Source organism: Streptomyces sp. NPDC104381 (assembly GCF_055583745.1).
Genome location: NZ_JBVJNK010000011.1, coordinates 46,950 through 64,067, shown reverse-complemented (window position 1 = coordinate 64,067; position 17,118 = coordinate 46,950). Strand labels below are relative to the sequence as shown.

The following is a 17,118-nucleotide window of genomic DNA, read 5'->3' as shown; positions in this document are numbered from 1 at the left end:
GGCTCAGACGGCGGCCGTGGCCGCATGCTCCGGCATGCGGTCACGGCCGCCGGGGTGCCGGTGGCGCCACACCCAGAAGACCGTGCAGGAGACCAGTGACCAGCCCGCCAGCACCAGGAACGGGAAGGCGTACTGGTGGCCCTGGTAGTAGACCGCCGTGTGCTGGGCGTTGACCGACGCCCCGGGCGGCAGCCAGCGCCCGATGAGCCCGAGCGCCGAGGGCAGCAGCGGCCAGGACACCGCGCCGCCGGACGACGGATTGCCCAGCAGCACCATGAGCCCCCAGGTGGGGAGCATCGCCCAGCGCCCCATGATGGTGTTGAACATGGTGAAGACCATGCCCGAGGTGAACATCGTGAACGCCAGGATCAGCCAGGACTCCACGAACGGCAGGTCCAGCGCGCCGATCAGCCAGTCCACCACCGCGGCGATGGAGAAGCCGCCCAGCAGGGCGTAGGCGACGGTGAAGACGATCCGCTCGAACGGATTGAGCGCTCTGGCGTGCACACTGAGCTGGATGGCCCCGACGAAGCCGACGATGACGGCGGCCAGCGAGATGTAGAAGAGCGCCAGCCCGCGCGGATCGCCGCTCTGGAGCGGCTTGACGTCCGTGATCGCGACCGGGACCCCGGTGGACTTCGCGACCTTCGCCCCGGTCTCCGCGAGCAGCTGGGCGACCGTGGCCCCGGCGGCCCCGGCGATGTCCATGGCCACCTTCTGCCCGTCCGGCCGCAGGGTCACGAAGACCTTCTGCTCCTCCATGGCCTGGCGGGCCGCGGCCCTGGTGGCGTACGGGCGCAGCTGGAGGGAGGCGTCGAGGGCCTTCTCCATCCCCGCGATGAACTCCTTCCCGCCCTTCGCCTGCACGTCGCCGACCACCGCGGAGGGGATATGACGCGGTGTCGGGTCGGCCATCGTGTAGGTGTACGAACCGGCGAAGAGTCCGGCGGCGGCGGCGAGGATGAAGAGCAGCACGAAGGCGGGGACGTACGGGGACTGTTTGTACGACGCCCACTTCTCGGCCCGGGTCGGCGGCCTGCCGTGCGCGCCGTGCGGGGGGTGCTCCTCGGCGCGCGGGGGCTGCTCCTCGGCGCGCGGGGGCTGTTCCTCGACGCGCGGGGGCTGTTCCTCCGGCCCCTCCCCGGTGCTCATGCGCCGTCGCTGTCGTGCCGGGCGCGGCTGGGCTGCACCCGCTTCGGTTCGCCGGGCATCTTCGGGTACTCCGGCGGATAGGGCAGGTCGCCGAGCTCGTGTTCGTGCTCGTCCCGCCGCGCCAGCTCCAGCACCTGGTCGAGGCGGAAGGCGTGGTCGTCCATGTCCGCGTGCAGGTCGCCCACCTCGGCGTACCGCGCGGGCATGGTGCGGAGGTCGAAGTCACGTGGCTCGGCGTCGTCGATCTCGTCCCAGCGCAGGGGCGCGGAGACCGGGGCGTGCGGGAAGGGGCGTACGGAGTAGGCGGAGGCGATGGTGCGGTCGCGGGCCGTCTGGTTGTAGTCGACGAAGATCCGCTCGCCCCGCTCCTCCTTCCACCAGGCGGTGGTCACCCGGTCCGGCATCCTGCGCTCCAGCTCTCGCCCCACCGCGATCGCGGACCGCCTGACCTGGGTGAACGTCCACTCCGGTACGAGGGGGACGAAGACGTGGATGCCGCGCCCGCCGGAGGTCTTCGGCCAGCCGCGCAGCCCGTGGTCGCCGAGGACCGCGCGCAGTTCGTGGGCGGCCCTGACCGCGTCCGCGTAGTCGGTGCCGGGCTGCGGGTCGAGGTCGATGCGCAGCTCGTCGGGGTGGTCGGTGTCGGCCCTGCGGACGGGCCAGGGATGGAAGGTCAGGGTGCCGAGGTTGGCCGCCCAGAGGACGGCGCCCAGTTCGGTGGGGCACATCTCGTCGGCGTGCCGGCCGCTGGGGAATTCGATCCGGGCGGTGGGGGTCCAGTCGGGGAGGTTCTTCGGCGCCCGCTTCTGGTAGAAGAACTCGCCCTCGACGCCGTCGACGAAGCGCTGGAGGGTGGTCGGCCGCTCGCGCAGGGCGCGGAGGATCCCGGGCCCCACGGCCTGGAAGTAGTCGGCCACGTCCCTCTTGGTGTAGCCCTTCTCCGGGAAGTACACCTTGTCCGGGTTGGACAGCCGTACGGTCCGTCCGTCCACGTCCAGCTCCACCGCTGCTCCTGCTCCCATGTCGGACACCGTAGGCCGGGCCCACATATGCCGCATATCGGAGGACGTGCTCCGTGCGGTGGGCGAGAATCGGGCCATGGATCTGCCGGTGATGCCTCCTGTGAAGCCGATGCTCGCCAAGTCCGTGTCCTCGATTCCCTCCGGTATGCAGTACGAGGCGAAGTGGGACGGGTTCCGGGCGATCGTGCACCGGGACGGCGACGAGGTGGTGATCGGCAGCCGCACGGGAAAGCCCCTGACCCGCTACTTCCCCGAGGTGGTCAGCGCCGTGCGGGAGAACCTGCCGCCGCGGTGCGTGATCGACGGCGAGATCGTCCTCCCCTACGAGGGGCGGCTCGACTTCGACCGGCTGAGCGAGCGCATCCATCCGGCCGATTCCCGGGTGCGGATGCTGGCCGAGCAGATCCCGGCGAGTCTCGTCGCCTTCGACATCCTGGCCCTGGACGACACGTCCCTGCTGGCGACGGTTCAGACCGAGCGGCGCACGGTCCTGGAGGAGGCCCTGGCGGGCGCCTCACCGCCCGTCCATCTGGCCCCGTGCACCACGGACCCGGACCTCGCGGGTGAGTGGTTCGAGCGCTACGAGGGGGCGGGGCTCGACGGGGTGGTCGCCAAGCCGCTCGATCTGCCGTACCGGCCGGACGCACGGGCCATGTACAAGATCAAGCACGAGCGGACCGCCGACTGCGTGGTGGCGGGCTACCGCTTCCACAAGAGCGGCCCGGTGGTCGGCTCCCTGCTGCTCGGCCTGTACGACGCCGGGGGCGCCCTCCAGCACGTGGGGGTGTGCGCGGCCTTCTCGATGAAGCGGCGGGCGGAGCTCCTGGAGGAGCTGGAGCCGTTGCGTATCGATCCGGCGGAACACCCGTGGGCGGCCTGGGGGGAGGCCGCGGCGCACGAGGGGGCACGGCTGCCGGGCGCGCCGAGCCGCTGGTCGGGCAAGAAGGACCTGTCCTGGGTGGCGCTCGCGCCGGAGCGGGTCTGCGAGGTGGCGTACGACCACATGGAGGGCGACCGGTTCCGCCACACCACGCAGTTCCGGCGGTGGCGGCCGGACCGCACCCCCGTCGGCTGCACCTACGCGCAGCTGGAGGAAGTGGTGCGGTACGACCTGTCCGAGGTGCTCGACGGCCGCTGATCCGTCATGCGGTGGGCGTGGCGCAGGGTTCGTCGGACGGGGTGTCCGCGGGGGCGGTGGGGTCGGTGTCCGCCGAGGGCGTGGGGCAGGGGGGTTCGGTGGTGGGGTCCGGGGTGGGCGTCGTGGTCGGACCGGTGGTGCCGGGGTCCGGATCCGGTGTGGTGGTGGGGTCGGGGGTGGGCGTGGGGCCGGGGGATCCGCTGTCCGTCGGATCGGGGCCGGGGGTCGTCGGGTCCGTGGGGCTCGGGGACCCGCCGGGGTCCGGGCTGCCGGAGTCCGTGGGGGTGGGCTTCGGTGAGGTGGAGGGGGACGGCGTGGCGCCGGGCTGCGGGCCGACGACGATGCCGCCGCCCTTGCCGGGGGCGCTCGGGCTGCCGGGGCCGCCGACCGGGGCCTTGGGGGCGTGGGGGCTTCCCGCGCCGGGGCTCTTCGGGATCACGCCCTTGCCGTCGGCGACGGGATGGACGCCCTTGCGGTAGAACTCCAGCCAGGACAGGACCGTACGCAGATAGGTGTCCGAGTGGTTGTAGCTGAGGACCGCCCGGTCGAGGTCCGCCCGTACGGACAGGTCGCGGGTGCCGGCGCAGAGGTAGTGGCCGGCGGCGAGGGCCGAGTCACCGATGTTGCCGGGGTCGGCGCGTCCGTCGCCGTTGCCGTCCTTGCCCCAGTGCGCCCAGGTGGAGGGGATGAACTGCATCGGCCCGACGGCCCGGTCGTACCGGGTGTCGCCGTCGTAGACCCCGTTGTCGGTGTCCGGGATGTTCGCGAAGCCCGCGCCGTTCAGCACCGGGCCCAGGATCGGGGTGAGTGTGGTGCCGGCGGCGTCCACCCGGCCGCCTGCCGCGTGGCCGGACTCGACCTTGCCGATCGCCGCGAGCAGCTGCCAGGGCAGGTGGCAGCCGGGGTCGGTCCGGCCGAGCGCTCTCTGCGCGTCGCGGTAGGCGGCGAGGACGGTGGCGGGGATGCCCGCCTCGGCCCAGGACTGCGTCACCGCGGCCGGGGCGGGCTTCTTCCCGGTGGCGGGGGGCGGCTCCGGGGACCGCAGGGGCGGCAGCTCGGTGTGGTAGCTGTCGTCGTTCGGCACCTCGGTCCAGACGACCTCGTCCGATGCCACGTTCTTCATGTCGTCGGCGGCGGTGCCGCCCGTGAGCCCCGGGGCCTGGGACGCGGTGAGCGCGGCCATGGCGGCGACCGCGGTGGCCGTGCCGGTGAGTCCGCGGCGCATGGTTCCGTCGAACCTCATGTGTCCTGCCTCTCCTGGGTCAGCGCGTGAACGTGTCGATGGCCGCGATCCGCCAGGTGTCGCCGCGGCGGACGGCGTCCACCGCGAACATGGCCGCCGCGTACGTCGTCTCCTCCTCCTTGCCGGTCCGGGTGTTGCTCTGGTCGGCGAAGATCAGCAGCCTGGCCCGGTCGCCGTCGAGGAACTCGACACCGCTCCCGGTGACGGTCGTGGTGAGGACGAGCTTCTGCTTCGGGGCCTGGGCGCGGACCTCGGCGAGCATGTCCTTGTGCTGCTGGACCGCCTTGCCGGTCAGATGCTTCCGCGCGGCGAGGTCGGACTTCCCGGGCGAGGCGTAGTCGTACGAGAAGACCGCGCCGACGGCCTCGGTGATCTGCCCCTTGACCTCGCTGGTCCTGCCGATGTCGGTGAGCGCCGTGTTCTGCCGGCTCGGCTCGTCACGGAGCGCGCCGGCGGAGGTGAACGACCAGGCGGCGAAGGCGCCCAGGAGCAGCGTCGCGGCGCAGAGGACGGCGGGCAGCCGGATACGCAGACGGGGCAGCCGCCTGCGCGGGGGCGCTTCGTCGGCGGGCTCGGACTCGGGATCGGGCTCGGGATCGGTGCTTGGCTGGGTCTCGGCGTCGGTGGCCGGTTCGGGAGCCGGTCGCGGGGCCTCGGTCGTGCGCGGTGGTGCGGTCGTCGCCGCCACGGTGGCGAGCCGGCGGCGGCGGTTGACGAGGTGACGGGTCGTCGACATGGAGGTGGTCCTCTCGAAGGCGGGGGCGGTCGGCGGGGGCGGAGGCTGTCGGGTCCGAGGCCGTCCGCTCAGCCGGCGGTGTTGCCGACGGGGGCCTGGCCGAGGGCGCTGAGCTTCCATCCCTCCGAGGTGCGGGTGAGCTGCCCCAGCATCCGGCTCTCCTTGACCGCGGGTTCGCCCTCGGGGGCGGTCACGGTGACCCGCAGCGCCACCATCACGCCCGCCTTCCCCGCCCGGTCGTCCAGCTCGGTCACCGCTCCGGACAGGACCTTGGCGGTGCTGACGGTCTTCGCGGCCTCGATCTGCTTGACGAACGCGTCGCGCCCGTCGACGAGTTGCTTGTGCAGATCACCGGTGGTCGAGTCCTCCCAGCTGTCCAGTCCCTGGGCGAGCCGGGCGTGGTCGAGCGTGTTCATGTTCTGTACGGCCTGCTCCCCCGCCGCCAGGGCGTCGTCGCGGGCCCGGGCATAGCCCGCGGACGCGTCGTGCGCGGCGTCGTAGCGCGTCCAGCCTCCCCAGCCGGCGGCGACGGCGGCCGCGACCGTCAGCGCCACCGCTGCCGCCCGCAGCGGATCGGTCGTCATGCGTACCCGTGCCATCGGTGCTCTCCCCTACCTGGAGGTGATGTCGACGATCCGCCACTGTCCGCCCCGCAGTTCCGCGGTCACGGACAGCTGAGCCGCCGCCGTGGTGGCGGCCTTCCCCTCGCGCTCGTAGATCTGGTCGAGGAAGACGAGGAGGTGCGCGCTGCTGCCGGTGAGCCGGGTGACCCCGGCGCGCACGACCTGGCTGGTGAGTGTCAGCTTCTGGTCGGCGGCCTGCTTCTCGACCTGGCCGAACAGGGCCGCGTACTGCTGGAGCGCCCGGCCCGCGAGCAGCTGCTTCGCCGACTCCTTGGTGGCGGCGGTGGCCTGCGGGCCGTACGAGAAGACCTTGCCCAGCGCGCTGCTGACGTCGCCGGTGACCCGGCTGGTCGCCGCGGAGTCGGTCAGGGCGCGGTTGGAGGTGGCGGGGGTGTCGCGCAGCTGCCGCCCCTGGACGAACAGGGTGCCGCCCACGCCCAGCAGGGCGACGGCCAGCACCGCGGCGAGCGGGCGGACCCATCGCCGGCCGGCGGGGGCCGTGTCCGGTCCGGCCTCCGGGCCGGGATCCGGTACGGGACCGAGGTCCGGCGGGTCGGTCACCGCCGCGGTGTCCTGCGTCATGAGCCGCTCCCGACCGGTAGTGCTTCAAGTGCCTTGACCTTCCAGCCGTTCCCGGTGCGGGTCAGGGTCGCCTCGAAGCGTTTGCGCTCCGTGCCGCCCTTGCCCGTGCGCGGGGTGACCTCGACGTCGACGGTCCCGATGAGTGCCGCCGTGCCCGCCCGGTCGTCGAGCGCGGTGAGCGCGGCGTCGGTGACCTTGCCGCGTGCGGTGGCGCCGGACTCGGTGAGCTCGCCCGAGTCCTTCTTCCGGGTCCTCTCCAGCCGGTCGTGCAGCGGTCCGGCCGAGGCGTCGAGCCAGGCGTCGATCCCGGACTTCACGCTCGCCGCGTTCCTGCCGTCCATGCTGGTCAGCCGGGCCAGGTGCCGCTTGCCGTCGGCGAGCGCGGCGTCGCGGCTCTTCGCGTACGCCAGCGTGTCGTCGCCCAGGGCCCGGGCGTACGACCAGGTGCCGAGCGCGCAGACCAGGACCGCTGCGAGCAGGACGGACCAGCCGAGCCCCGTCCTCGTACGGCCGCTCATGAGCCGCCTCCCAGGCCGAGCAGTCCGGCCATGCCGCCGGCCGGCGGGGCGGTGGTGCCCGCCGTGGTGCCGGGGGCGTCCGGGAGGAGCCCGGAGCCCGGGGCGAACGGTTCGGGCACGGGGCCGCCCTTCGGGGCGTTGGCGCTGCCCCGGACGTTGATGCCGCTGCCGGGCGAGGAGGCGCAGCGGGCCTTGGTGTTGGCGGCGGGGGCGGCGGAGGTGTCGTTGCCTGTGCGATAGGTGGTGGCGCCGTACCCGGCGGTGCAGGGCAGTGGTTCGAAGAAGGTGACCGACATCCCGAACCTGGCTCCGTCCGCGTCGATGGCACTCGCCCCGGCGGCCGCGACCGCGGGGAGCTTCACCAGGAGTTCCTCCAGTCCGCGCTGGCGGGTGACGGCGACCTCGGAGGTGGTGAGGAGGTTGGCGACGACCACCCCGAAGGCGGGGTCGAGGTCGCGCAGCAGTCCGCTGATCTGTTCGGTGGCGTCGGGCGCGGCGGCGATGAGCCGGCGCAGGTCGGTGTCGGACCCCTTGAGTTCGGCGGCGAGTTCCTCCGCGCCGGAGGCGAAGCCCTTGAGGGCCTCGCCCTGTTCGTTCTGGGTCCGCAGCACGGTCTCCCCGTCGGCCATCAGTTTCGTGGTGGTCGGCAGGGCCTCGTCGGCCGCCTCGACGAACTCGCCACCGGTGTCCAGCAGGACCTGGAGGTCGTCGCCGCGGCCGTTGAAGGCGGCGCCGAACTCGTCGACGACCGTGCGCAGGGCTTCCGTGTCGACGGAGGCCGTCAGGTCGTTGACGCTGGTGAGGACGTCGGTGACGGGTGCGGGGACGGTCGTGTCGGCCTGGTCGATGACCGAGCCGTTCTCCAGGAAGGGTCCGTCCGCGCGGGTGGGCCGCAGGTCGATGTACTGCTCACCGACGGCGGAGAGGCTGGCGACGACGGCCCGCAGGTCGTCGGGGATGCGGGGCGCGTCGTTCTTGATGCGCAGTTCGGCCTCGACACCGTCGTCGGTGAGCTCGATCGGGCCGACCCTGCCGACGGACACGCCCCGGTAGCTGACGTTGGAGTGGGTGAACAGTCCCCCTGTCTGCGGGAGTTGGACCGTGACGGTGTAGTAGTCGCGCAGCCCGACGTAGTGGCCGAGGTCGGCGTAGCGCACCCCGAGGAAGCCGAGGACGAGTACGGCGATGACGAGGAAGGCGATGTTCTTGAGCCGGATGGCGAGAGTGATCATCAGCGGGTGCCCTCCGTTCCCGGTGCGGTGACCGAGGGGAGCGGCAGGGGCAGCGCCGCCCCTGCCGTCTTCCGCGCCCCGGACTCCGTGGGCGGGGTGAGCGCGGGGATGACCTGGGTGCCCGGCTGTGCGGTCACGTCCAGGTAGACGTTGAGGTAGTCGCCCTTCACCCCGCGGAGCACCTCGTCGGTGAACGGGTAGGTGACCAGCACCTGGAGGGAGTCCGGCAGGTCGTCGCCGGAGTCGGCGAGCGCGGTGAGCGTGGGTGCGATGGCCTTGAGGTCGGCGATCATGTCGGCCTTGCTCTTGTCGATCGTGTCGACGGCGACGGTGGAGAGCGTGTCGAGCGAGCGCAGCATGGTGAGGAGCGAGCCCCGCTGCTTCTCCAGGACCTTCATGCCGGGGGTGAGCCCGGTGAGGACCGTCCCGACGTCCTGTTTCCGGGTGGCGAGGGTGGCGGAGAGACGGTTGACGCCGTCCAGTGCCGCGGTGATGTCCTCCTTGTGGTCGTCCAGGTTCGTGACGAGGGTGTCGACGCGCTTCAGCATCGAGCGGATCTGCGGTTCCTGGCCGGCGAGCGCCTTGTTGAGCTCGGTGGTGATGGTCTTGAGCTGGGCGACCCCACCGCCGTTGAGGAGCATCGACAGGGCGCCGAAGACCTCTTCGACCTCCGGGTTGCGGTTGGTGCGGGAGAGCGGGATCCGGTCGCCGTCCGCGAGGGCCCCCTCGGCGGTGCCGGTGCTCGGGGGCGAGAGCTGGACGAACTTCTCGCCGAGCAGGCTGGACTGTTCGAGGTGGGCGTAGGCGTTGGCGGGCAGCTCGACCTTCCCGTTGACCCGCATGGTGACCTTGGCGGTCCAGCTGCCGGGGGTGAGGGTGATCCCGGTGACCCGGCCGACGGCCACGTCGTTGACCTTGACGGACGACTGCGGGGCGAGGCTGAGGACGTCGCCGAACTCGGCAGTGATCTCGTACGGGTGGTCCCCGAGGTCGGCGCCGCCGGGGAGCGGCACCTGGTCGATGCCCCCGAGCGACGGCAGGCCGACGGTCGTGGCGACGAGTACGAAGCCGACGCCGGCGGCGACCAGGGCGCCGAGGGCCGCGACCACCCGGGTGCCGGGTCTGGGCGGGGCGGGGCTCATGGGGTCGCCTCCTTCTTCTTCTCGTCCGTTCCGGTCTTCTTCGCGCCGGCCTTCTCCGGGGTCCCGTAGACGGTGCCGACGGCGGGCAGCGGCAGCACGGGCAGCGCCTCCTGCCGGGTGGCGTCCACCGGGGCCAGCCCTCGCAGTCCTGCGGCAGCGGCCTCGGGTTCGGTGAGGGGTCCGCCCATCGACAGCTCGTTGAGGTCGGTACGCCCGTTGAGGGTGCGGTTCGCCGGGTCGTACGCGTTCAGCACGTTGCCCGCCGCGAGGGGCAGGGTGTCGAGGGATTCGGCGAGCGAGGCGCGCTGGTCGACCAGGGTCTCGGTGAGCGGCAGCAGGAGGTCCACGTTCTCCTTGAGGGCGCCTCGGTTCCTCTGGATGAAGCCCTTGACCTGGCCGAGTGCCTTGCCCAGTTCCTTCAGGGCCGCGCCGAGGTTCTTCTTGTCGTCGGCGAGGAAGCCGGTGACGGTGTTCAGCTGCTGCTCGGCGGCCCGTACGTTGCCGTCGTTGTCCTTCAGCATCGTGGTGAAGGACTGCAGGTAGGACAGTGTGTCGAAGAGGTTTCCGCTGCTCCTGTCCAGGGTCTTCGTCGCCTTGCCGAACTGTTCGATGGAGTCCCCGACGGCCTTGCCGTTGCCGTCGAGGTTCTTCGCCCCGGTGTCCAGGAGTTCCGCGAGCGCCCCGTCCGTGTTGGCGCCGTCCGGGCCGAGCGCCGTGGAGAGCTCGGTGATCGACTCGTACAGCTGGTCGACCTCGATGGGCGTGGCGTTGGCCGCGGCCGGGAGCACGGCGCCGTCCTTCAGCCGCGCTCCCCCGGTGTAGGCGGGCGCGAGCTGTACGTACCGGTCGGCGACCAGGCTGGGGGCGACGACGACGGCGTGCGCCTTCTCGGGTACGTCGACGCCCTTGTCGAGCCGCAGGGTGACCCTGACCTCCTTGCCGTGCGGTTCGACGGACTCGACGGTGCCGACCCTCACCCCGAGGATCCGCAGGTCCGATCCCGCGTACACGCCGGTGGCCTGGTCGAAGTAGGCGGTGACGGTGGTCCTCCCCTGGTCGTCCAGTGCCATGACGCCCGAGGTGGCGGCGACCGCCACGACGGCGAGCCCGGCGCCGATACCGATGACGCGTGTGCGTCTCATGTCAGCGCCCTCCCTGCTTCGGTGGCATGCAGTCGCCGTTGCCGGGGGGTGTGCCGGCGGGCAGGTAGTTCTCCGGGACGACTCCGCAGACGTAGTTGTCGAACCAGCGGCCGTTGCCGAGGGTGTTGCCGACGAGACGGTTGTAGGAACCGGCCAGCGAGAGCACCTTGTCGAGGTTCTTGCGGTTCTTCACCAGGACCGAGGTGACCCGGCCCAGTGAGTCCAGGGTGGGCTTCAGCTGCTTGTCGTTGTCCGCGACGAGCCCGGTGAGCTGGGTCCCCAGGTTCCTGGTCCCGGTGAGCAGCAGGTGGATGGAGTCGCGGCGGGCCTGGATCTCGCCGAGGAGCAGGTTGCCGTCCTCCAGGAGCGTCTCGAAGCTGCTCTTCTTGTTCGCGAGGGTCCTGGTGAGCTGCTTGCTGCCCTTGAGGAGGGTGGCGAGCTGGGCGTCCCGCTCGGACACCGTCCTCGACAGCGCCGAGAGTCCGTTCGCGGCGCTGCGCACGTCGGGCGGGGAGTCCTTGAAGGTCTCGGAGATCGTCTCGAAGCTCCGGGCGAGCTGCGCGGTGTCGATCTCGTCGATCGTCTCGCCGAGTCCGTCGAACGCCTGGGTGACGTCGTACGGGGAGGTGGTGCGGCTCGCGGTGATGCGGGAGTCCGGGTCCTGCGGGGCGTCGCCCAGCGGATCGACGGCGAGGTACTTGTCGCCCAGGAGGGTCTTGATGGCGATGCCGACGGTGGAGGAGTTGCCGATCCAGGCGTCCTTGACCTTGAAGTCCACCTTCACCTTCGCGCCGTCGAGCCGGACGCCGGTGACCTCGCCGACCTTCACCCCGGCGATCCGTACCTCGTCGCCCTCGTCGAGGCCGGCCGATTCGGTGAAGTCGGCGCTGTAGGTGGTGCCGCCGCCGATGAAGGGCAGGGCGTCGGCGCGGTAGGCGGCGAGACCGACGAGGGCGAGGACGAGGAGTCCGACGATGCTGACGGCGACCGGGTTGCGTTCGCGTACGGGCTTGATTCTCATGCCTTGCACCTCGGCCGGCTGATCGTGATGCCGGTGGGCGGGGCGCTGCCGTCCTCGGTGGTCACACCGCTGACCCTGGCTTCGCAGAGGTAGAGGTTGAGCCACGACCCGTACGAGGTGAGGCGGGTGATGGCCTCCATCTTGGCCGGGGTCTTCTGCAGGAAGCTCTCGATCTCGGGGGCGTTCCTGTCCAGCCGGCCGCTGAGCCGTCCGAGCTGGGCGATGTCGTCCTTCAGCGGCTTGCGTCCGTCCTGGAGGAGGTCCGCGGTGACGGTGGTGAGCGCGCCCATCGCCGTCACCGCTTCGCCGAGCGGCTTGCGGTCACCGGCGAAGCCCGTGACGAGCTTCTGCAGGGTGACGACGAGGTCGTCGAAGCCGGCTTCCCGGTCGTTGACGGTCTTCAGGACCGTGTTGAGGTTCTTGATCACCTCGCCGATCACCTTGTCCTTGGCCGCGACGGTGCCGGTCAGCGATCCGACGTGGGAGAGAATGCTGTCGACGGTTCCGCCCTCGCCCTGGAGGACCTGGACGATCGATCCGGCGAGCTGGTTGACGTCCGGTGGCGACAGTCCTTCGAAGAGGGGCTGGAAGCCGTTGAAGAGCTGGGTGAGGTCCAGCGCGGGGGTGGTGCGTGAGAGCGGGATGGTCGCGCCCGGCCTGAAGCTCCGGCCGACGGGGCCGGTGCCCTGGTCGAGGTCGATGTAGCGCTGGCCGACCATGTTGAGGTATTTGATCGAGGCCGTCACCGAGGCGGGCAGCGTGCGGCCCTTGCGGACGGCGAAGCCGACCTCGGCCAGCCGTTTGTCCGCGATCTCGATCGACTCGACCTGGCCGACCTTGACGCCGGCGATCCGGACGCTGTCGCCGACGACGAGCCCGGTCACGTCGGTGAACCTCGCCCGGTACGACGTGGTGTCGCCGACGCCCGAGTTGGCGATGGACAGCCCGAGGACGGTGGTGGCCATGACGGTCACCACGACGAAGACGATCGACTTGACGAGGGGTCCCGCGAGGGAGCGGCGTTTCACTTGAGCTTCACCTCCGCACCGCGGAAGGCCGGACCGATGAGCACGCTGCTCCAGTCGGGCAGGGTCTGCGGCTGCACGTTCAGGGAGGGGGCGACCAGCTCGTTGACGAGCCGGCTCTCCTCGGGCGAGTTGGGCATGCCGAGGGCGGTGCCGGCCGCGCCGTCCCCGGGCGCCCTGACCTCCGCGCCCGGGGTGCCGTCCGTGGCGGACGCGGTCCGCGCGTCGGCGGTCGGCACCGCCTTGCCGGTGTAGGGCACCGAGTAGCAGTGCGGGCCCCCGGTGGCGTCGTAGACCGGGGTGTCCCTGCCGGCCACGTACGTGCCCTTGGACTTCACGGGCCTGAGCGTGACGTGGAGGCCGGGCTGATCGGTTCCCTTGCCGAGCGCCTTGTCCATGGCGGGCACGAAGCCCGCCATGGTGCGCAGGGTGCAGGGGAACATGTCGGAGTACTCCGCGAGGAGTTCCAGGGTCGGCCGGCCCGACGCGGAGAGGCGGATGAGGTTGTCCTTGTTCTTGCGCAGGAAGGAGGTGACGTCCTGGGCGGAGGCGGTGGTCGAGCCGTACAGATCGGCGAGTTCCGCCTGCTGTTCGGCGAGGGTGCCGCTGGTGGTGGTGAAGTCGGTGAGCGCGTCCAGGACGTCGGGCGCGGCGTCCGCGTAGAGCGTGCTGACCTTGACGAGCTCCTTGATGTCCGCGTTCAGCGTGGGGAGCTGGGGGTTGAACTCCTTGAGGTGGGCGTCGAGGGTGACCAGCGTGTCGCCGAGCTTGTCGCCCCGCCCTTCGAGCGCCTGGGACACCGCGTTGAGGGTGGCGGCGAGCTTCTCCGGCTTGACGGCGGTCAGCATCGGCAGGACGTTGTCGAGGACCTCCTCCAGCTCGATGGCGTTGGAGGAGCGGTCCTGCGGGATCACCGCACCGGCCCGGAGGGTCCGCGCGGACGGCACGGACGGGGGTACGAGGGCGACGAACCGCTCGCCGAAGAGGGTGGTGGGCAGCATCTGGGCGGTGACGTCGGCGGGGATCTGCCGGAGCCGGCCGGGCCGGATGGCGAGGGTGAGGCGAGCCCCGTCGCCCTCCGACTCGATGTCGCGCACCTCTCCGATCACGACGCCGCGCAGCTTGACCTCGGCGTTGTCGTGCATCTCGTTGCCGACGCTCCCGGTGCGTACGGTCACGGTGGCGTCGTCGGTGAAGTCCTTCTCGTACACGGACACCGAGAGCCATACGAGCAGGGCGGGCACCAGCACGAAGGCCACACCGGCGAGTCTGCGGCGCACCGTCTGCGCCGTGGCGGAACGCATCAGCCGGCCACCTTCACCGTTGTCGTCGCACCCCAGATGGCGAGCGAGAGGAAGAAGTCGGTGACGCTGATCAGCACGATGGCGTTGCGCACCGACCGGCCCACGGCCACGCCCACGCCGGCCGGACCGCCGGTGGCGTGGAAGCCGTAGTAGCAGTGGGCGAGGATCACCAGCACGCTGAAGATCAGCACCTTGAGCACCGACAGGAGCACGTCGTCCGGGGAGAGGAAGAGATTGAAGTAGTGGTCGTAGGTGCCCGCCGACTGTCCGTTGAACAGGACGGTGATGTAGCGGGACGCCAGGTAGGAGGAGAGCAGCCCGATCGCGTACAGCGGGATGATGGCGACGACCCCGGCGATGATCCGTGTGGTGACGAGGTAGGGCATGGAGCGCACGCCCATCGCTTCGAGGGCGTCGACCTCCTCGTTGATCCGCATCGCCCCGAGCTGGGCGGTGAAGCCGGCACCGACGGTCGCGGAGAGGGCGAGGCCCGCGACGAGCGGGGCGATCTCCCGGGTGTTGAAGTAGGCGGAGATGAAGCCGGTGAACGCGGAGGTGCCGATCTGGTCGAGGGCGGCGTACCCCTGGAGGCCGACGACGGAGCCGGTGGCGAGGGTCATCGCGATCATCACGCCGATGGTCCCGCCGATGACGCCGAGGCCGCCGCTGCCGAAGGCGACCTCGGCGAGCAGCCGCTGCACCTCCTTGAGGTAGCGGCGCAGGGTCCGGGGGATCCAGATCAGCGCCCGTACGTAGAAGGTGAGTTGCTCACCGGAACGGTCGAGCCAGCCGAGCATCGACATCGGTCAGCCCCCCTTCGGGGGGACGATCTGGAGGTAGATCGCCGTGAGGACCATGTTCACCGCGAACAGGAGCATGAAGGTGATGACGACGGACTGGTTGACGGCGTCGCCGACGCCCTTGGGACCGCCGCGCGGGTTGAGCCCCCGGTAGGCAGCGACGATGCCCGCGATGAAGCCGAAGATCAGCGCCTTGAGTTCACCGACGTACAGGTCGGGGAGCTGGGCCAGGGCGGAGAAGCTGGCGAGGTAGGCACCCGGGGTGCCGTCCTGCATGATCACGTTGAAGAAGTAGCCGCCGAGCGTGCCGACCACGGAGACCAGCCCGTTGAGCAGCACGGCGACGGACATGGTGGCGAGCACGCGCGGGACGACGAGGCGCTGGACGGGCGAGACGCCCATGACCTCCATGGCGTCGAGCTCCTCGCGGATCTTGCGGGAGCCGAGGTCGGCGCAGATCGCGGAGCCCGCCGCCCCGGCGATCAGCAGCGCCACGATGAGCGGGCTGGCCTGCTGGATGACGGCGAGGACGCTGGCGCCGCCGGTGAAGGACTGGGCGCCGAGCTGTTCGGTGAGCGAGCCGACCTGGAGGGCGATGACCGCGCCGAACGGGATGGAGACGAGGGCGGCGGGCAGGATGGTGACGCTGGCGACGAACCAGAACTGCTCGATGAACTCCCGTACCTGGAAAGGGCGGCGGAAGACGGCCCGGGCGACGGCCAGGGCGAGGGCGAAGAGCTGTCCGGTCTGGCGCAGCGGGGCGAGGAGCCGCGAGGACGGTCTCTGCGGCGGCGCGTCCTCCCGCGCCTCCACGGCGGCCGGCTCCGGCGGCCGTACGGGCAGTGGTGCCGTCATCGGCGTCCACCGTCCAAGGTCGGCGTGTAGCTGTTCATGATGGCCGTACGGGCGGCCTCCGGCAGCTGGCCCATCATGGAGAGCACCCGCTCCCGGCGGCGCACGGCGCCCTGCCGCACGGGCAGCCCGGGCGAGGGCTCCAGTTGCGGTACGACGGTGCGGGGCCCGGCCGTGTGGTGGAAGCCGTTGGTCTGCTCCGCCGCGAGGGTGGCCGCGTCCTTCTCCTCGGACATGCCGATGGGGCCTTCGCGGCGTCCGGCGAGGAACTGCGAGACGACGGGCATGTCGCTGGTGAGCAGGACCTCGCGCGGGCCGAAGGTGACGAGGTTGCGGCAGAACAGCATCCCCATGTTGTCGGGGACGGTGGCCGCGATGTCGAGGTTGTGGGTGACGATGAGCATCGTCGCGTCGATCTGGGCGTTGAGGTCGATCAGGAGCTGTGAGAGGTAGGCCGTGCGGACCGGGTCGAGCCCGGAGTCCGGCTCGTCGCAGAGGATGATCTGCGGGTCCAGGACGAGGGCACGGGCGAGGCCGGCGCGCTTGCGCATCCCGCCGGATATCTCACCCGGCAGCTTCCCCTCGGCGCCCAGCAGTCCCACGATGTCGATCCGCTCCATGACGATGCGGCGGATCTCGGACTCCTTCTTGCGGGTGTGCTCACGCAAGGGGAAGGCGATGTTGTCGAAGAGCGACATCGAGCCGAAGAGGGCGCCGTCCTGGAACATGAGCCCGAACAGCTTGCGGGTCTCCATGATTTCGCGCTCGGGGCTGTTGACCATGTCGACGCCGTTGATGAGGACACGGCCCTTTTCCGGCTTCAGCAGTCCGATGATGGATTTCAGGAAGACGGTCTTTCCCGTACCGGAAGGACCGAGCATCACACTCACCTCACCGGCCGGCAGCGTAAGGCTGACGTCCTGCCAGATGTTCTGTCTACCGAAGGACTTCGTCAGGCCCTCGACGACCACTTCGATTCCCATCGGCCCTCCTTCGCAGGGGTGGTGAACGACGTCATCTGTCTGCGCTCCGGCTCCGGTGAATGCAGGGGGCGGCTCGTCACACATGCACCAGGAGGCGCACGTTATGTCCGTCGAATCCGCCAGGACAAGCCGTTGAGCAGCGGAAATCGTCGGTCATCGATCTTCGGGCGGATCACTTGTCACCGAATGACAAACCCGTTCACCGGCCTTGTCGGATTCTGCGCAAGCTCTCCGGGTGCACCTGGTTCCCGTGGCCCCGGGGCCACGGGATCCCGGCGGTGGGAGGCCCTGCCCCGGTGGAGGGTTCGGTGCCGGGGGAACTCCCGGAGGAATCCCGGGCCGAGGGGGGCGACCGGGACTCCACGTACGTCGAACAAGCAGGTACGGAGGTGTTTCCGAGCCGCTCAAGCGGGACGCTACGGGCCGGTAACCTGAGTCCGCAATAGCACTTCACGAACTTTCTCCGAGGTAATTGCGCGGCCCTGTTTTCTTGTGCCTCGATGAGTAATCGGGGCGCGAAACCTATCGAAAAGTGAGGGCTGCCCGGCCGCGGCGGCGGGCTCCCGGAAGCGGGTGCGGACACGCCGAAGCCCGCCCCGACCA

At 70.8% G+C, this 17,118-nt stretch carries 17 protein-coding genes; 1 reads left to right on the top strand and 16 read right to left on the bottom strand.

All coding sequences use genetic code 11. The annotated features are described in order from the left end of the window. Positions 1–3: 3 nt before the first annotated feature. Positions 4–1,152, bottom strand: coding sequence for an ABC-2 transporter permease (locus ACZ607_RS31805; RefSeq protein WP_469740624.1), 1,149 nt, complete (start codon positions 1,150–1,152; stop codon positions 4–6). Then, a complete protein-coding gene (gene ligD, locus ACZ607_RS31800) occupies positions 1,149–2,156 on the bottom strand; it encodes a non-homologous end-joining DNA ligase (RefSeq protein WP_469741023.1) in 1,008 nt (335 codons plus the stop codon). The genes ACZ607_RS31805 and ligD overlap by 4 nt, the downstream gene beginning before the upstream one ends. Positions 2,157–2,250: 94 nt before the next feature. Here ligD and ACZ607_RS31795 point away from each other — a divergent pair, with 94 nt between their 5' ends. Continuing rightward, positions 2,251–3,312 carry an ATP-dependent DNA ligase gene (locus ACZ607_RS31795; protein WP_469740622.1) on the top strand — a complete coding sequence of 354 codons (1,062 nt, stop codon included), beginning with the start codon at positions 2,251–2,253 and terminating at the stop codon, positions 3,310–3,312. Between the two features lie 4 nt (positions 3,313–3,316). Here the strand turns inward: ACZ607_RS31795 and ACZ607_RS31790 are convergent, their stop codons facing one another. The 14 genes from ACZ607_RS31790 to ACZ607_RS31725 all read right to left on the bottom strand — a co-directional run bounded on the left by ACZ607_RS31790 (position 3,317) and on the right by ACZ607_RS31725 (position 16,515). Beyond that, positions 3,317–4,555 carry a lytic transglycosylase domain-containing protein gene (locus ACZ607_RS31790; RefSeq protein WP_469740619.1) on the bottom strand — a complete coding sequence of 413 codons (1,239 nt, stop codon included), beginning with the start codon at positions 4,553–4,555 and terminating at the stop codon, positions 3,317–3,319. 19 nt (positions 4,556–4,574) lie between these two features. Continuing rightward, the gene (locus tag ACZ607_RS31785; protein WP_469740615.1) at positions 4,575–5,291 is read right to left on the bottom strand and encodes a hypothetical protein; all 717 of its coding nucleotides are present in this window, start codon (positions 5,289–5,291) and stop codon (positions 4,575–4,577) included. A gap of 68 nt (positions 5,292–5,359) precedes the next feature. Beyond that, on the bottom strand, positions 5,360–5,890 hold the full coding sequence (locus tag ACZ607_RS31780) for a nuclear transport factor 2 family protein (RefSeq protein WP_469740613.1): 531 nt from the start codon (positions 5,888–5,890) through the stop codon (positions 5,360–5,362). Between the two features lie 12 nt (positions 5,891–5,902). Beyond that, on the bottom strand, positions 5,903–6,496 hold the full coding sequence (locus ACZ607_RS31775; RefSeq protein ID WP_469740611.1) for a hypothetical protein: 594 nt from the start codon (positions 6,494–6,496) through the stop codon (positions 5,903–5,905). Beyond that, complete coding sequence (locus ACZ607_RS31770) at positions 6,493–7,014, bottom strand: hypothetical protein (RefSeq protein ID WP_469740609.1); 522 nt, start codon at positions 7,012–7,014, stop codon at positions 6,493–6,495. Before ACZ607_RS31770 ends, ACZ607_RS31775 begins: the two co-directional genes overlap by 4 nt. Next, positions 7,011–8,246 carry an MCE family protein gene (locus ACZ607_RS31765; RefSeq protein ID WP_469740606.1) on the bottom strand — a complete coding sequence of 412 codons (1,236 nt, stop codon included), beginning with the start codon at positions 8,244–8,246 and terminating at the stop codon, positions 7,011–7,013. Before ACZ607_RS31765 ends, ACZ607_RS31770 begins: the two co-directional genes overlap by 4 nt. Beyond that, positions 8,246–9,388: an MCE family protein gene (locus tag ACZ607_RS31760; RefSeq protein WP_469740604.1), complete on the bottom strand. Its 1,143-nt coding sequence runs from the start codon at positions 9,386–9,388 to the stop codon at positions 8,246–8,248. The genes ACZ607_RS31765 and ACZ607_RS31760 overlap by 1 nt, the downstream gene beginning before the upstream one ends. Beyond that, positions 9,385–10,530: an MCE family protein gene (locus tag ACZ607_RS31755; RefSeq protein ID WP_469740602.1), complete on the bottom strand. Its 1,146-nt coding sequence runs from the start codon at positions 10,528–10,530 to the stop codon at positions 9,385–9,387. Before ACZ607_RS31755 ends, ACZ607_RS31760 begins: the two co-directional genes overlap by 4 nt. Position 10,531: 1 nt before the next feature. Then, positions 10,532–11,551, bottom strand: coding sequence for an MCE family protein (locus tag ACZ607_RS31750; protein WP_469740600.1), 1,020 nt, complete (start codon positions 11,549–11,551; stop codon positions 10,532–10,534). Further along, positions 11,548–12,579: an MCE family protein gene (locus ACZ607_RS31745; protein ID WP_469740598.1), complete on the bottom strand. Its 1,032-nt coding sequence runs from the start codon at positions 12,577–12,579 to the stop codon at positions 11,548–11,550. The genes ACZ607_RS31750 and ACZ607_RS31745 overlap by 4 nt, the downstream gene beginning before the upstream one ends. After that, a complete protein-coding gene (locus tag ACZ607_RS31740) occupies positions 12,576–13,880 on the bottom strand; it encodes an MCE family protein (protein ID WP_469740595.1) in 1,305 nt (434 codons plus the stop codon). The genes ACZ607_RS31745 and ACZ607_RS31740 overlap by 4 nt, the downstream gene beginning before the upstream one ends. Continuing rightward, positions 13,880–14,683 (bottom strand): MlaE family ABC transporter permease, encoded by an 804-nt coding sequence (locus ACZ607_RS31735; protein ID WP_031094766.1) that lies wholly within the window; start codon positions 14,681–14,683, stop codon positions 13,880–13,882. The genes ACZ607_RS31740 and ACZ607_RS31735 overlap by 1 nt, the downstream gene beginning before the upstream one ends. A 3-nt stretch (positions 14,684–14,686) precedes the next feature. Beyond that, positions 14,687–15,535 carry an MlaE family ABC transporter permease gene (locus ACZ607_RS31730; RefSeq protein ID WP_469740593.1) on the bottom strand — a complete coding sequence of 283 codons (849 nt, stop codon included), beginning with the start codon at positions 15,533–15,535 and terminating at the stop codon, positions 14,687–14,689. Then, positions 15,532–16,515 carry an ABC transporter ATP-binding protein gene (locus ACZ607_RS31725; RefSeq protein ID WP_469740591.1) on the bottom strand — a complete coding sequence of 328 codons (984 nt, stop codon included), beginning with the start codon at positions 16,513–16,515 and terminating at the stop codon, positions 15,532–15,534. The genes ACZ607_RS31730 and ACZ607_RS31725 overlap by 4 nt, the downstream gene beginning before the upstream one ends. Positions 16,516–17,118 lie beyond the last annotated feature (603 nt).

Excerpts from the sequence above, each read along its gene's own strand:
- ACZ607_RS31805 (WP_469740624.1), bottom strand. The coding sequence starts at position 1,152 with ATGAGCACCGGGGAGGGGCCGGAGGAACAGCCCCCGCGCGTCGAGGAA.
- ACZ607_RS31795 (WP_469740622.1), top strand. The coding sequence starts at position 2,251 with ATGGATCTGCCGGTGATGCCTCCTGTGAAGCCGATGCTCGCCAAGTCC.
- ACZ607_RS31790 (WP_469740619.1), bottom strand. The coding sequence starts at position 4,555 with ATGAGGTTCGACGGAACCATGCGCCGCGGACTCACCGGCACGGCCACC.
- ACZ607_RS31785 (WP_469740615.1), bottom strand. The coding sequence starts at position 5,291 with ATGTCGACGACCCGTCACCTCGTCAACCGCCGCCGCCGGCTCGCCACC.
- ACZ607_RS31780 (WP_469740613.1), bottom strand. The coding sequence starts at position 5,890 with ATGGCACGGGTACGCATGACGACCGATCCGCTGCGGGCGGCAGCGGTG.
- ACZ607_RS31775 (WP_469740611.1), bottom strand. The coding sequence starts at position 6,496 with ATGACGCAGGACACCGCGGCGGTGACCGACCCGCCGGACCTCGGTCCC.
- ACZ607_RS31770 (WP_469740609.1), bottom strand. The coding sequence starts at position 7,014 with ATGAGCGGCCGTACGAGGACGGGGCTCGGCTGGTCCGTCCTGCTCGCA.
- ACZ607_RS31765 (WP_469740606.1), bottom strand. The coding sequence starts at position 8,246 with ATGATCACTCTCGCCATCCGGCTCAAGAACATCGCCTTCCTCGTCATC.
- ACZ607_RS31760 (WP_469740604.1), bottom strand. The coding sequence starts at position 9,388 with ATGAGCCCCGCCCCGCCCAGACCCGGCACCCGGGTGGTCGCGGCCCTC.
- ACZ607_RS31755 (WP_469740602.1), bottom strand. The coding sequence starts at position 10,530 with ATGAGACGCACACGCGTCATCGGTATCGGCGCCGGGCTCGCCGTCGTG.
- ACZ607_RS31750 (WP_469740600.1), bottom strand. The coding sequence starts at position 11,551 with ATGAGAATCAAGCCCGTACGCGAACGCAACCCGGTCGCCGTCAGCATC.
- ACZ607_RS31740 (WP_469740595.1), bottom strand. The coding sequence starts at position 13,880 with ATGCGTTCCGCCACGGCGCAGACGGTGCGCCGCAGACTCGCCGGTGTG.
- ACZ607_RS31735 (WP_031094766.1), bottom strand. The coding sequence starts at position 14,683 with ATGTCGATGCTCGGCTGGCTCGACCGTTCCGGTGAGCAACTCACCTTC.
- ACZ607_RS31730 (WP_469740593.1), bottom strand. The coding sequence starts at position 15,535 with ATGACGGCACCACTGCCCGTACGGCCGCCGGAGCCGGCCGCCGTGGAG.
- ACZ607_RS31725 (WP_469740591.1), bottom strand. The coding sequence starts at position 16,515 with ATGGGAATCGAAGTGGTCGTCGAGGGCCTGACGAAGTCCTTCGGTAGA.